This window comes from Halomonas sp. (assembly GCF_031581305.1).
GTDB lineage: Bacteria > Pseudomonadota > Gammaproteobacteria > Pseudomonadales > Halomonadaceae > Halomonas.
The window spans coordinates 1-14087 of record NZ_JAVLBC010000002.1 but is presented as its reverse complement, the minus strand read 5'-3'; the positions used below and the strand labels follow the sequence as shown (position 1 = coordinate 14087).

The following is a 14087-nucleotide window of genomic DNA, read 5'->3' as shown; positions in this document are numbered from 1 at the left end:
GCAACGGCCCGGGAAGCGATCCCCGCTGGCGCCCCCTGGCGGTGGCCCGCCCTGCCATGAGTCCCGCCTGGTGGCAGTGGATCGCCTCACGCGACTCGCTCACCGCCCGTCTGGTCAGCGCCGGCAGCCACCGGACCTTCCGGGTCCGCCTGCTGAACCAGCGCCTCGGTCGACCGCGTCGCGATGAAGCGTTGGCCCTGGACCTGCCCCCTGCCCGTCATGCCTGGCTGCGCGAGGTAGCACTGTGCCTGGACGAGCGCCCCTGGGTGGTAGCACGCTCGGTGGTGCCCCTGGATGGGTTGCATGGCCAGCGGCTCGACCGCCTGGGCGAGCGCTCGCTGGGCAGCTGGCTGTTCCGTCAGCCGGACCTGGAACGCAGCCCCCTCGAGGTCACCGCCGACCCTCCCCCCTTCCACCCCGCCTCGGGCCCCTGGGCGCGCCGCTCGCTGTTCCGCCATCACCGCTTCGTCGTGCTGGTCCAGGAGTTTTTCCTCGACTGCATGGCGGATGACCTCGGGCTGCCTTCACGCTAGGCTCTGGGCCAGTCTCCGATGCCGACGGTGAGGGGCGCCGGAGACAAGCCGAAGAGGAGGTCCTACGCCAGGGATGGCGTCGGTAGCGTACAGGGAGGTATTCACAGCGCCTCCTCGCAGGCTTGTCGCCGGAATAGCCCCGCCCCTTAACACCGTCTGCCAATAAAGAAAATATTCACGAGGTAGAGATGGACCGTTCCCTGATGCACCCCAAGGGCCTGGCCCGGGTGCCCGACTTCCTGCACCTGACCCGCCTCGATCGCCCCATCGGCACCTGGCTGCTGATGTGGCCCACCCTCTGGGCGCTATGGATCGCCGCCGAGGGCCTCCCCGGCCGCAAGGTACTGCTGATCTTCGTCGCCGGGGTCTACCTGATGCGCGCCGCCGGCTGCGTGGTCAACGACTACGCGGACCGCCACTTCGACGGTCACGTCAAACGCACCCGGAATCGCCCTCTGGCCACCGGCCGAATCAGCGAAGGGGAGGCCCAGGCGCTGTTCCTGATGCTGGTGACGGCCGCCTTCGTGCTGGTCTGGTTCACCAACCTCTTCACGGTGATGCTTTCGGTGGTGGGGGTGGTGCTGGCCTTCATCTATCCCTTCATGAAGCGCTACACCCACCTACCCCAGGCCTTCCTAGGCGCTGCCTTCTCCTGGGCGATCCCCATGGCCTTCGGTGCCGTACTGGGCACTGTGCCGCCGGTCGCCTGGCTGCTCTTCGCCGCCAACGTGGCCTGGACGGTGGCCTACGATACCGAATACGCCATGGTCGACCGCGACGATGACCTGAAGATCGGCATCAAGTCCACCGCCGTGCTGTTCGGCCGCGCCGACCGGCTGATGATCGGCCTGCTGCAGGGCCTGACCCTGGGGCTGCTGGCCTGGGCCGGCGGGCTACTCGCGCTGGGGGGGTTCTTCTGGCTGGGATTGGCCGCCATGGCGGCGACATTCGTGCACCAGCAGTTCCTGATCCGCGAACGCGGCCGGGACCGCTGCTTCCAGGCCTTCCTCAACAACCACTGGTCGGGCCTGCTGGTCTTCGCCGGCATCGCGCTATCCCTGTGGCCGGCAATGAACGGAGGTTGAGCGGGCGACAGGCCGGACTTGTCACGCTATTGTCATCATGACGTGTTGTCATCGTCATCGATCTGTCATTGACCACGAGGCTCCGGGATGACTGCCAAGACCGTACTGATTGTCGATGATGAGGCGCCGATCCGCGAGATGATCGCGGTGGCGCTGGAGATGGCCGACTATCGCGTCCTCGAGGCAGACAATGCCCAGGATGCCCACGCCATGGTGGTCGACCACCAGCCCGACCTGGTGCTGCTCGACTGGATGATGCCCGGAACCAGCGGCATCGAGCTGGCCCGAAGGCTAAAGCGCGAGGAGGCCACTGCCGAGCTGCCGATCATCATGCTCACCGCCAAGGGTGAAGAGGACAACAAGATCCAGGGACTCGAGGCCGGGGCCGACGACTACATCACCAAGCCCTTCTCGCCACGGGAGCTGGTGGCACGCCTCAAGGCAGTACTGCGCCGCGCGACACCGCGGGGCGTCGAGGACCCGGTGGAGGTCGGCGGACTGCTGCTCGACCCGGTCAGCCACCGGGTCAGCGTCGATGGACACTCGCTGGAGATGGGGCCCACCGAGTACCGCCTGCTACAGTTCTTCATGACCCACCAGGAACGTGCCTACACCCGCGGACAGCTGCTCGACCAAGTGTGGGGCGGCAATGTCTATGTCGAGGAGCGTACCGTGGACGTGCATATCCGCCGCCTGCGCAAGGCGCTGGGCGAACCCCATCACCAGCTGATCCAGACCGTGCGTGGTACCGGCTACCGGTTCTCCGCCAAGGGCTGACGTGGGACGGCTCTGGCGACGCGAGTTCTGGCGCCTGGCGACCCTGATCGCTGCCGGGGCGCTGGTCGGCTGGCCCTTTTCCGCGATGCCGACGGGCATCGCCATCGGCCTGCTGCTCTGCCTGGTCTTCCACCTGCGCCAGCTCCATGCCCTCCACCAGTGGCTCACCCTACGTCCGCAGGAGGAGCCCCCCACTGCCAGCGGCCTATGGGGCGAGCTGTTCGATCGCCTGTACCGCTACCAGAAAAGCCAGCGCCTCACCCAGCAGCGGCTGCGGGCCACGCTGCAGCGTATCCAGGAGTCCTCCGAGGCGATGCGCGACAGCGTGGTGATGCTCGACCGCCACGGCGACCTCGAGTGGTGGAACAGCGCCGCAGAGAGGATGCTGGGGCTCAAGCCCCGGCTTGACCGCGGCCAGCACATCACCAACCTGCTGCGTGACCCGCGCTTCGTCGACTACTTTCATGAACGCGACTATCGCGAGCCGCTGACCCTCACCTCGCCCATCAACGAGTCGCTGATCCTGCAGTTCCAGATCACCCTCTACGGCGACGACGAGCGCCTGGTGATGGCCCGCGATATCACCCGGCTGCACCGTCTGGAGCAGATGCGCCGGGACTTCGTGGCCAATGTCTCCCATGAGCTGCGCACCCCGCTGACCGTGCTGGCCGGCTACCTGGAGACCTATGGCGACATGGCCGGCCAGCTGCCGCCGCGACTGGGCCGCGGCCTGTCGCAGATGAAGGCCCAGACCGACCGCATGCAGAACCTGGTCAACGACCTGCTGCTGCTGTCCCGGCTGGAAATCGACCAGGGCGGGCGCGATGACGCCCCGCTGGCGATGGGCGAGCTGCTCGAGGCCGTACAGCGTGACGCCGCGGCGCTCTCGGAAGGTCGTCACTCCATCAGGGTCGAGGTCGAGGAACCTCGCCCGCTGGTGGGCAGCGAGAAGGAGATCCGCAGTGCGCTCTCCAACCTGGCCTTCAATGCCGTACGCTATGCCGGCGAAGGGCGGCATATCGTGCTGCGCTGGCGCCCCCACGGCGAGGGCGCCAGCCTGGAAGTAGAGGACGACGGCGAAGGCATCGACCCGGTGCACCTGCCACGCCTCACCGAGCGCTTCTACCGGGTCGACAAGGGCCGCAGTACCGCCACCGGCGGCACCGGCCTGGGCCTGGCCATCGTCAAGCACGTGCTGCTGCGCCACGACGCCCGGCTGGAGATTGACTCCCGCCCCGGCCGTGGCGCCACCTTCCGCTGCCTGTTTCCGGCCGAACGCCTGGGCAACACGACCGAGAGCGCTCAGCGCGCCTGAGGCCGCGTATGCGCTTTATCGGCCTCGCTACTGCGGTAGTGACGCTCCCACATCAAGACGGCGGCGGCCACGGCGCCGGGCAGCAGGAAGAGGTTGGCCAACGGCAGCCAGGTGATCAAGGTCACCCAGCCGCCGTAGGTGAGTGTCGGCCACCAGCGCGCCTTCAGCCGGCGACGCATGTCGGCGAAGCTGACCTTGTTGTTGTCCATGGGGTAGTCGAGGTAGGTGATCGCCATGATCCAGGCCGAGAAGGCCGCCCATAGCAGTGGCGCCACCAGGTTGAGCACCGGGATCCAGCTAAGCACGAAGAGCAGAGTCATGCGCGGCAAAATGTAGCCCAGCTTGACCAGCTCGCGCCCCAGGGCGTCCACCGCCGTCTTTGCCAACCTGCGATCGTCCAACGGCGGCCGCCCGGTCACCTCGACCTCCACCCGCGCCGCCAGGAAGCCGTAGAAGGGCGCGGCGATGAGGTGGGTCACCAGAGTGAAGGTGAAGAAGACGATCAGCCCCAGACTGATCACGAAGAGTGGCCAGATCAGCCAGGAGAGCCAGTCCAGCCAGCCGGGGACCATGGCCATCCAGCCCTCCAGCCAGCCGCCGAAGTGGCCCAGCACGTACCAGAGCATGACCGTGTAGACCAGCAGGTTGACGAGTATCGGCAGGAACACGTAGCGCCGGAGACCGCGGGAGTAGACCAGGCGGGTCCCGCGAGTCAGCGCCGTGAAGGCATCGAGCATCCGTCACGTCCTCATATCACAAAGCAGGCCGCCGCCCGACGGGGCGGCGGCTTGCGTCATTGGGAGATCAAACGGGGTTCTTGGTCAATCGTTACCTTCGAGCATGTCCTTGTCGAGGTCCTCGGGGTCGGTGTGGCGGATATCGAGCCCCTTGACCAGGTAGACGACGTACTCGGCCAGATTATTGGCGTGGTCACCGATGCGTTCGAGGGCGCGCAGGATCCACATGACACTGAGAACCGATGAGATCGAACGGGCATCCTCCATCATGAAGGTCATCAACGAGCGCATGGCACTCTTGTACTCGCTGTCGACCTCCTCGTCCTCATGGACCAGCTTGAGCGCCAGTTCCGTATCGAGACGGGCAAAAGAGGTCAAGGCGTCGCGCACCATGCGCCGCACATGCTCGCTGATCATCCGCACCTCGACGAAGCCGCGGTTGCCGTTATCGGCTTCGATCAGCTCGATGGCGTTACGGGCAATCTTGCTCGCCTCGTCGCCGATCCGCTCCAGATCGGAGGCGGCGCGAATCACCGCCAGGACCAGACGCAGGTCAGAGGCGGTAGGCTGACGCCGCGCCAGTACCTGGGTGCACTCCTCATCGATCTTGATCTGCATGTCATTGACGGCGCGGTCATTGGCGACCACCCGCTCGGCCAGGGCGGAGTCGCCGTCGAGCAGAGCCACCACGGCGTCCTGGACCTGCTTCTCGACCAGGCCACCCATGGCCATCAGATGGGTCTTGAGCTCTTCAAGCTCCTGGTTGAACTGGCGCGATATATGCTGGCTGTGACTATTGCTGGTAATGTCCATGTGACCTCTCCTTGGGGCTGGCCGTCAGGCCATGCGCCCGGTGATGTAGTTCTCGGTACGTCGCAGGCGCGGGTTGGTGAACAGGGTGTCGGTGGAGCCATATTCCACCAGCTCGCCGTCCTGCAGGAAGGCGGTGTAGTCGGAGACCCGGGCCGCCTGCTGCATGTTGTGGGTGACCAGCACCAGCGTCAGGTGCGACTTCAAGTTACCGATCAACTCCTCGATCTTGAGCGTGGAGATGGGATCAAGCGCCGAGGCCGGTTCGTCGAGCAGCAGCACTTCGGGTCCCACTGCCAGGGTGCGGGCAATCACCAGGCGTTGCTGCTGGCCCCCGGAGAGCGACCAGGCCGAGACACGCAGCCGGTCCTTCACCTCGTCCCACAGCGCCGCCGAGCGCAGCGCCCACTCGATGATGTCATCGCGCTTGCGCTTGCTCAGTCCCCCCTGCAGGCGCAGGCCGAAGGCCACGTTGTCGTGGATCGACATGGGGAAGGGGTTGGGCGCCTGGAACACCATCCCTACCCGCCGACGCAGCTCTGCCACCGCCGCCCCGGGTGCATGGATGTCTTCCCCCTCGAGCAGCACCTCACCCTCGCGTACCACCTCGTCATTGAGGTCGTGTAGGCGATTGAACACTCGCAGCAGGGTCGACTTGCCGCAGCCGGATGGGCCGATAAAGGCCGTGACGCGGTTCCGGGGAATTCTCAGGGTGAGATTCCGCAGCGCCGGCGTGTCCCCATAGGCGAGGCACAGCCCCCGGATAGCCAGGCTGCTGGCCTCGGGGGGAAAGTCGATGAACGCCGCCGGGTCGGGCGACGGGCACAGGTCATGGACGAATGACATCGAGGCTCCCGGGTGGCGCAACGGTACTGGACTCATCGACGGCTGAGCACCCCGTGACGCGTGCTGAGATGATGACGCAGAAATATTGCAGTCAGGTTAAGCACCAGGATCACCAGCACCAGCAGCAGCGCCGTAGCATAGACCAACGGCATCGCCGCCTGGACATCACCGCCGTGGAAGGCCGCATCGAAGATATGATAACCCAGGTGCATGAACTTCCTGTCAAGATGCAGAAAGGGGAAGTCGCCGTCCACCGGTACCTGGGGGGCCAGCTTGGCCACGCCCACCAGCATCAGCGGTGCCACCTCGCCAGCAGCACGCGCCACGGCCAGGATCACCCCGGTGAGCATGGCCGGCGCTGCCATCGGCAGCACCACCCGGGTAAGCATCTCCAGCCGGGTAGCCCCCAGGGCCAAGGCGCCCTCGCGCTGCTGGTCGGGAATCCGCGCCAACCCCTCCTCGGTGGCCACGATCACCACCGGCAGAGTCAGCAGGGCCAAGGTCAATGAGGACCACAGCAACCCGCCGGTGCCGAAGGTCGGCGAGGGCAGGGCCGCGTCGAAGAACCAATCGTCCAGGGTGCCACCGATGCCGTAGACGAACACACCCAGGCCGAAGACGCCATAGACAATGGACGGCACCCCGGCGAGGTTACGCACGGCAATCCGTACCAGCCGCGTCAACCGCCCCTGATGGGCCACCTCGTTGAGGTAGATCGCCGCCAGTACCCCGAAGGGCGTCACCAGGAGCGACATCAGCATCACCATCAGCACGGTGCCGAAGATCGCCGGCCAGACGCCGCCGGCGGTATTGGCCGCCCTCGGTCCCTCCGAGAGAAAGTGCCAGACGCCCTCGCCCCAGGCGACGAGCTTGTCGAGCGGCGACATGGCATTCGGTTGCTGCACCCGCAGAACCTGTTCCAGCGGCACCTGCAGTCGCTCTCCGTCGGCGGTCTCCAGCGTCAGGTGACCCGCCTCCATGGCCGCCTGCAACTCGCGCAGCCGGGCATTGGCCGCAGCCAATTCGCGCTCCACGTCGACCCCGTCCTCGAGAGCCCGGACGCGCGGCAGGATGACCTCGTCATGCAGGGTGTCGCGGGCCTGGCGCAGGGCTGCCAGCTCGGTCATCCGGGTCTCGAGGGCCGCCCGGGCGGCCTCACCCTCCAGGCGCTCTCCCGTCTCGCTCTCCAGCGCCACCAGCCGGCCGATCGCCTCTCCCCAGCGGCGGCGTTCCAGCACCACGAGGTCGGGCGGGTGGCTGACCACAGCGATGTCTGACACCGCCACCCATGCCCAGCGGTCACCATCCAGGTCACGATTGCCGATCCGGTAGAGACGTTCATGCCCCACCCCCGCCGGCAGCGGGGCCTCCCGGACCCGCTCGCCGGCCAGCTGTCGGCCGTCCTCGAGTGCCACCAGGGCAATGGGCGCGGGCCAGAAGTGCCCCAGGCCACGAATCGCCAGCAGCGCCAGCAGCGCCAGCAGCGCCAGCAACGAGAGCGCCACGCTGCCTGCCGCCAGCCAGGCGCCGGAGCCCTCGCCGCGGCACAATCGCGCCCGTGGGCCGTTAGCCAGCCTCATGCCCCACCCCCCAGGCGCCCGTAGCGACGGTTCAGACGGGTCCGCACCAACTCGGCCAGGGTATTGACCAGAAAAGTGAAGACGAACAGCAGCAGGGCCGCCAGCAGCAGCAGTCGATAGTGCAGGCCGCCGGGACCTGCCTCGGGTAGCTCGATAGCAATGGTAGCCGCCAGGGAACGCAGCCCGTCCAGAGGGTTCCAGGTCATCAGGGCCGCATTGCCGCTGGCCATCAACACGATCATGGTCTCTCCCACCGCCCGTCCTGCGCCGATCATCACCGCCGCGAAGACCCCCGGGGATGCCGCCGGCAGCACCACCCGCCACAGGGCCTGCCAGCGGGTCGCCCCCAGTGCCTGAGCGCCCTCCGATAGGCTCCGCGGCACCCCCGAGAGGGCATCCTCGGCCAACGAGTAGACGCTGGGCATCACCGCAAATCCCATGGCCATGCCGACGATCATGGCGTTACGCACGGCGAGGTCGAGCCCCAGGCGCACCTCCAGCCAGTGGCGCAGGTCGCCACCGAACGCCCAGTCCTCGAGCCAGGGTGAGAGCCAAAACGCGGCGGCCAGGACCAGCAGCAGCCAGGGCAGCAGCCACAGGCCCGCCCAACCCAGCGGCAGCGCCTGTTGCAGGCGCGGGGGCAGGCGCGACCAGAGTGCGCCGGCGAACAGCAGTCCGGGCACCAACAACACCAGCATGGCCAGCACATCTGCCAAGTGGCGCTCCACCCAGGGGGCGAGCACCAGGCCGGCGACGAAGCCGATCACTACACCGGGCAATGCCTCCATCAGCTCCAGTGTCGGTTTCAAGCGACTGCGCAGGCGCGGCGACATGAACAAGGCGGAGTGGGCGGCCGCACCCAGGGCCAGGGGCACGGCGATCAGCAGGGCCCAGGCCGCTGCCTCTAGCGTACCCCAGGCCAGCGGCACCAGGCTGATCCGGGCCTGCGCGTCCGTCCCCAGGGTCGCCGTGGGATCCCAGCGATAACCGGCCGGGTCATCTGCTCCCTCCAAGGGCAACCAGAGGGCCTGCGGACTGACCATCTGCGTCGCGCCGCCGGGCCAGAACAGCGGCACCACTTCGACCGCCAGGAAGACCCCGATGGCCAACAGGGCAGCGATCACGCCGATACCGCCCGCGGTAACCAGGATGGTGGCCAGGCGATCGCGCCCCTGACGCAGGCGGCGTCGAACGGAAGGCGGGGAGGAGGAGTCGGGCATGACCGGACCTGCGCGAAACTGGGTCTAATGCAATTATACGACAGTGTGATGACAGGGAGATGACAGCATCAGCGCCCCACCTCGTCCAGCCCCAGCTCATGTCGCTGGCGCAGCCGTCTCGCATCGGGCAGCGCCACGAATCCCAGCTCCTCGACGACCGCCTGGCCGGCCGGAGAGAGCACCAGGTCGAGGAAGGCGCGCTCGGCGGCCGGTATGGGCTTGCCAGGGGGCAGGTTGAGATAGAGGTAAAGGTCGCGGGACAGCGCATAGTCGCCGCTGCGAACTGCTTCGGGACCGGGGAAGTGGCTCGTCCCATCGGCATCACGCCGTGCCAGGGCCTTGACGCCCGGCGTGAGGTGGTTGAGCCCGGCATAGCCCATGGCCCGCGGGTCCTCTGTCACTGCCGCGACCACCGCGGCGGATCCGGGATGCTCGTTGATCTCAGGACGAAAGTAACCGTCACACAGGGCGACCCGCCTGAACAACCCATGGGTGCCGGACGCCGCATTGCGGCCGTGCAGGCGGATGCGCCCCTCGGGCCAATCGCGCCCCAACTGTTGCCAGCGATGGACGCCCTCCCGTACCCCGCAGCGTCGGGAGTCGGAAAAGATGGCATCCAGCTCGCGACGCCCCAGGCTCTCGAGGGGATTATGACGATGGACCACGACCACCAGAGCGTCCCGGGCCACCGCCAGTTCCCGAGGGGGATAGCCGTGGCGCTCGATGAAGGCCCGGCGCTCGGTCTCGTTCATGGGACGAGACATGGGCCCCAGCCGGGTAGTACCGGCCACCAGGGCCGGCGGCGCGCTGGCCGACCCGCTGGCCTGCAGCTGCAGGCGGATGCCGGGATGCTGGCGTGTCAGCGCCTCGCCCCAGCGCAGCATCAGCCCCGCCATGGTGTCGGAACCGACAGTGCCTAGGGTACCGGCAACTTGCTCGGCCTGAGCCTGAGGCGCCACGAGCGTGACCACCAACAGCCAGGGGGCCAGGCAATGACGCAGGACGGCAGACATCTCGACCTCCTCCATGAAGGGGTTAACTGGGCCGGCAGCGGGGCATCTTGTCGCAATGGTGGTGAATCGATAGCCTCGCCATATACCATGGCAAGCTGATAAACACGCCACAACAACAACCCGATTCGCTCAGGCTTCCATGACAGACATCGACGATATCCCCGCTCCCCAGGGTCAATTGACCCTCAAGCTGCTGGCCAGCCGCCAGGATACCAACCTGCACGGCGACATTCCCGGCGGTTGGCTGGTTGCTCAGATGGATCAGGCCGCCGAGGTAGCCGCTGGTCGCGAGGCTCGAGGCCGCATCGCCACCGTGGCCATCGAGGCCATGGACTTTCTCTGCCCGGTGCGGGTGGGCTCGATGGTCAACATCTTCACCCGGGTCAGCGAGATCGGCCACAGCTCGATCAAGATCGACGTGCAGGTATGGATCCGTGCCCCCCATGAACGCGACCCTGACGAGTTGCACAAGGTCACCGAAGCGCGCTTCGTGATGGTGGCTCTGGACGACAAAGGAAGGATCCGCGCCGTCCGCCAGGGCGACTGAAGTCGCCATCTCGCAACATCACCATGCCTGGAGCAAGAATGGGCGCCGCAGGGGCGCCCAGGGTATGTAGCGAGTGGACTGCCGGGCTTCAGGCGCCGACCTTCTCCCGGGTCTTCAAATAGGCGAACTCGCCCACATCGGTGAAGCGCCGCACCTTCTGCTGGAAGGCGGTGTAGGAGTCGTAGACCTTCCGCGACTCCTCATCGCCTTCCACCTGCTTCTCGAGCACCTCCTGGGAGGAGGCGTAGAGCGCTTCCAGCACCTCCTCCGGAAAGGTGCGCAGCTCCACACCGTGCTCGCTGACCAGGGTATCGAGCGCCTCGGCGTTGCGCACCGCGAACTCGCTGATCATCGCCAGGTTGGAGGCCTTGGCCGCCTCGCTGACCACCGCCTTGAGATCGTCGGGCAAGGCCTTCCAGGCGTCCAGGTTGATCGTACCCTCGAGAATGGCACTGGGCTCGTTCCAGGACGAAGTGTAGTAGTACTTGGCCACCTGGTGCAGGCCGAAGGCCAGATCGTTGTAGGGGCCGACCCAGTCGGCGGCATCCAGCACGCCGGTCTGCAGGGAGGTGAATATCTCGGACCCCGGGGTGCTCACGGTGGTCACACCGATACCGTTCATGGCCTCGCCGGCCAGCCCCGGGAGGCGCAGCTTGAGGCCCTGCATGTCCTCCAGCGAGTTGATCTCCTTCTTGAACCAGCCGCCCATCTGAGTACCGGTGTTGCCCACTGGGAAAGGCTTGAGGTTGTGCTTGGCGTAGACCTCGTCCCACAGTTCCTGGCCGCCGCCGTAGTAGAGCCAGGCGTTGGTTTCAGTGGTGTTCATGCCGAAGGGTACGGCGGTGAAGAACTGGGAGGCCAGAGTCTTGCCGCGCCAGTAGTAGGAGGCGGAGTGGCCCACCTGGGCGGTGCCCTCACCGACTGCGTCGAACACCTCCATGGCGGGCACCAGTTCACCCGCGCCGTGCACGCGGATTTTCATGCGGCCACCGGAGAGACGCTCGATGCGCGCGGCGAAATCGTTGGCCCCGGTGCCCAGCGCCGGGAAGTTCTTGGGCCAGGAAGTCACCATGTCCCAGGTGATGGTTTCCTGGGCACTGGCCGTGGAGATGAAGGGAGCAGCAGCGCCGGCGGCGGCACCGGCGCCCAGGGTCTTGAGGGTGTTCTTGAGAAAGAAGCGACGTTGCATGCGAGCGTGACTCCAGGCTGTTTATTGTACCCGCAACGCTTGCGGGCTGAGATGTGTCCCCTCATGAGTATGCGTCACAGCCGAATTGCCCGGCAAGTGTCAGCAGCTGACGTCAACGTCAACGAAAATCAGAGAGGCGTCAACTTGGCGAACCCCAGCACCAGCCACTTGTCGCCTTCCCCCTCGAAGCTGACCTGGACCCGGGCGCGCTCGCCTTCTCCTTCAGCATTGAGAATCACTCCCTCGCCGAACACCGGATGGCGGACTCGCTGGCCCAGCGAAAGCGACGGCAGCTCATCGCCCCCGTTGACCGAGGTCTGCCGTGAAAGTCCGACCTCGGGTCGACTGGCGGTCATGGGTCGCGAGATCTGGCCGCGCAGCCGCACCTCCTCGAGGTACTCCTCCGGCAGTTCGCGAAGGAAGCGCGAAGCACGCTGAAAGGTCTCCTTGCCGTGCAGGCGACGCAGCTCGGCATGGGTCAGGTAGAGCTTGCGCATGGCACGAGTCAGACCCACGTAGCAGAGCCGTCGCTCCTCCTCCAGGCGACCCGGCTCCTCCATGGACATCTTGTGCGGGAACAGGCCCTCCTCGACCCCGGCGATGAACACCACCGGGAATTCCAGGCCCTTGGCCGAGTGCAGGGTCATCAGCTGCACGCAGTCCTCGAACTCGTCGGCCTCGTGATCACCGGCGTTCAGCGCGGCCTCGGAGAGGAAGGCCTCCAGGGCCACCGCCCCCTCACCGGCCTCGGGAGGGTCGAAGGTCTCGCCCTGGGTGAAGGCCTTGGCGGCGGTGACCAGTTCCTCAAGGTTCTCGACCCGGGCCTGCCCCTTCTCGCCTTTCTCGCTGCGATGGTGCTCGATCAGGCCGGTACGCTCGATCACGTGATCGATGATCTCGTGGAGCGCCAGGCCGGCGGTGTCGTTGTCAAGCCGCTCGATCAGCTCGGCGAAGGCCCGCACCGCCGTGGCGGCCCGCCCCTTGAGCGAGGCATCCAGCAGAGCGTCGTGCAGTGCCTGCCAAAGCGAGACCTCGGTCTGCCGGGCGCGGGTGCGCAGCACCTCCACGGTGCGTGTGCCGATGCCCCGGGCCGGAACGTTGATCACCCGCTCCAGGGAGGCGTCGTCGTCACGGTTGAGCAGCAGCCGCAGGTAGGCCAGGGCATTCTTGATCTCCAGGCGCTCGTAGAAGCGCTGGCCGCCGTAGATGCGGTAGGGCACGCCCTGGCGGATCAGGGTCTCCTCCAGCACCCGGGACTGGGCGTTGGAGCGGTAGAGGATGGCGATCTCGCGCCGGTTGGTGCCCTCCTCGACTTTCTCGCGGATGGTGTCGACGATGAAGCGCGCCTCGTCCAGGTCATTGAACCCCGAGTAGACGGAGATCGGCTCGCCCCTTGCGCCCTCGGTCCACAGCTCCTTGCCCATGCGCTCGCTGTTGTGGCGGATCAGGGCATTGGCGGCATCGAGGATGGCGCTGGTAGAGCGGTAGTTCTGCTCCAGGCGCACGGTCCTGGTCGCCGGGAATTCCTGCTCGAAGCGCCGGATGTTCTCGATTCGCGCCCCGCGCCAGCCATAGATCGACTGGTCGTCGTCGCCCACTACCGTCATCGGGGTCTGCATCCCAGTGAGCAGCTTGAGCCAGGCGTACTGCAGGGTATTGGTGTCCTGGAACTCATCGACCAGCACATGGCCGAAGCGCGCCTGGTAGTGGGCCAGCAGTGCCGGGTTGTCCCGCAAAAGCTCCAGGCTACGCAGCAGCAACTCACCGAAGTCCACCAGTCCGCCACGCTCGCAGGTCAGCTGGTAGCGCTCGTAGAGCTCGACCATCTGAGCCAGATAGGCATCACCATGGGCATCGACCTGGTGGGGGCGCAGCCCCTCCTCCTTGCAGCCGGAGATGAACGACTGCACCTGGCGCGGCGGAAAGCGCTCGTCATCGACGCGGTGGTCCTTGAGCAGCCGCTTGACCAGCCTCAGTTGGTCATCGCTGTCGATAATCTGGAAGTGCTGTGGCAGCCGGGCGTCCTGCCAATGGGTGCGCAGCAGGCGATGGGCGATAGAGTGGAAGGTCCCCACCCAGACATTGCGCAGGGAGATACCCAGCAGCGCCTCCAGGCGGGTGCGCATCTCGCGGGCCGCCTTGTTGGTGAAGGTCACGGCTAGCACGGCATAGGGCGACAGCCCCTCGGCCTGCATCAGCCAGGCGATGCGATGTACCAGCACCCGGGTCTTGCCGGAACCGGCCCCGGCCAGCACCAGCATGTTGCCCTGGGGCGCGCTGACGGCCTCGCGCTGGGCCGGGTTCATGTGGTCGAGAATCGCCGTGACATCGTCCATGGGGAAGGCATCGCTGCTCGGAAAATGGGCCGATAGCTTAGCATAGGGGCAAGGGGCAAGGGGCAAGGGGCAAGGGGCAAGGGGCAAGGGGCAAGGGGC

General features: G+C 66.6%; 13 protein-coding genes. 5 read left to right on the top strand and 8 right to left on the bottom strand.

Features of this window, described 5'->3' with window-relative positions:
• The first annotated feature begins 56 nt into the window (after nt 1-56).
• The 4 genes from RI841_RS00300 (at nt 57) to phoR (ending at nt 3710) form a co-directional block, all read left to right on the top strand.
• Entirely contained in the window at nt 57-533 is a 477-nt protein-coding gene (locus RI841_RS00300) for a chorismate--pyruvate lyase family protein (RefSeq protein WP_405000887.1), read from the top strand.
• A 188-nt stretch (nt 534-721) separates the two neighbouring features.
• Nucleotides 722-1618, top strand: a complete 897-nt coding sequence (gene ubiA / locus RI841_RS00295) for a 4-hydroxybenzoate octaprenyltransferase (protein WP_310703517.1) — start codon at nt 722-724, stop codon at nt 1616-1618.
• An 87-nt stretch (nt 1619-1705) separates the two neighbouring features.
• On the top strand, nt 1706-2395 hold the full coding sequence (gene phoB / locus RI841_RS00290) for a phosphate regulon transcriptional regulator PhoB (protein ID WP_310703516.1): 690 nt from the start codon (nt 1706-1708) through the stop codon (nt 2393-2395).
• A gap of 1 nt (nt 2396) precedes the next feature.
• Entirely contained in the window at nt 2397-3710 is a 1314-nt protein-coding gene (gene phoR, locus RI841_RS00285; protein WP_310703515.1) for a phosphate regulon sensor histidine kinase PhoR, read from the top strand.
• Here phoR and cysZ read toward each other — a convergent pair.
• The 6 genes from cysZ to RI841_RS00255 form a co-directional block, all read right to left on the bottom strand.
• Complete coding sequence (cysZ, locus tag RI841_RS00280) at nt 3698-4447, bottom strand: sulfate transporter CysZ (RefSeq protein ID WP_310703514.1); 750 nt, start codon at nt 4445-4447, stop codon at nt 3698-3700. The genes phoR and cysZ overlap by 13 nt on opposite strands.
• Before the next feature lie 84 nt (nt 4448-4531).
• Nucleotides 4532-5260 carry a phosphate signaling complex protein PhoU gene (phoU, locus tag RI841_RS00275; protein ID WP_310703513.1) on the bottom strand — a complete coding sequence of 243 codons (729 nt, stop codon included), beginning with the start codon at nt 5258-5260 and terminating at the stop codon, nt 4532-4534.
• A 24-nt stretch (nt 5261-5284) separates the two neighbouring features.
• Nucleotides 5285-6103, bottom strand: a complete 819-nt coding sequence (pstB, locus tag RI841_RS00270) for a phosphate ABC transporter ATP-binding protein PstB (RefSeq protein ID WP_310703512.1) — start codon at nt 6101-6103, stop codon at nt 5285-5287.
• 32 nt (nt 6104-6135) lie between these two features.
• Entirely contained in the window at nt 6136-7683 is a 1548-nt protein-coding gene (pstA, locus tag RI841_RS00265) for a phosphate ABC transporter permease PstA (RefSeq protein WP_310703511.1), read from the bottom strand.
• Complete coding sequence (locus tag RI841_RS00260) at nt 7680-8903, bottom strand: ABC transporter permease subunit (protein WP_310703510.1); 1224 nt, start codon at nt 8901-8903, stop codon at nt 7680-7682. Before RI841_RS00260 ends, pstA begins: the two co-directional genes overlap by 4 nt.
• Before the next feature lie 68 nt (nt 8904-8971).
• The gene (locus RI841_RS00255) at nt 8972-9916 is read right to left on the bottom strand and encodes a phosphate ABC transporter substrate-binding protein (RefSeq protein WP_310703509.1); all 945 of its coding nucleotides are present in this window, start codon (nt 9914-9916) and stop codon (nt 8972-8974) included.
• A gap of 139 nt (nt 9917-10055) precedes the next feature.
• On the opposite strand from RI841_RS00255, the gene RI841_RS00250 reads away from it, so the two are divergent.
• The gene (locus tag RI841_RS00250) at nt 10056-10463 is read left to right on the top strand and encodes an acyl-CoA thioesterase (protein WP_310703508.1); all 408 of its coding nucleotides are present in this window, start codon (nt 10056-10058) and stop codon (nt 10461-10463) included.
• An 88-nt stretch (nt 10464-10551) separates the two neighbouring features.
• Here the strand turns inward: RI841_RS00250 and RI841_RS00245 are convergent, their stop codons facing one another.
• Nucleotides 10552-11652 carry a TRAP transporter substrate-binding protein gene (locus tag RI841_RS00245; protein WP_310703507.1) on the bottom strand — a complete coding sequence of 367 codons (1101 nt, stop codon included), beginning with the start codon at nt 11650-11652 and terminating at the stop codon, nt 10552-10554.
• A gap of 128 nt (nt 11653-11780) precedes the next feature.
• The gene (gene uvrD, locus RI841_RS00240) at nt 11781-13988 is read right to left on the bottom strand and encodes a DNA helicase II (RefSeq protein WP_310703506.1); all 2208 of its coding nucleotides are present in this window, start codon (nt 13986-13988) and stop codon (nt 11781-11783) included.
• Nucleotides 13989-14087 lie beyond the last annotated feature (99 nt).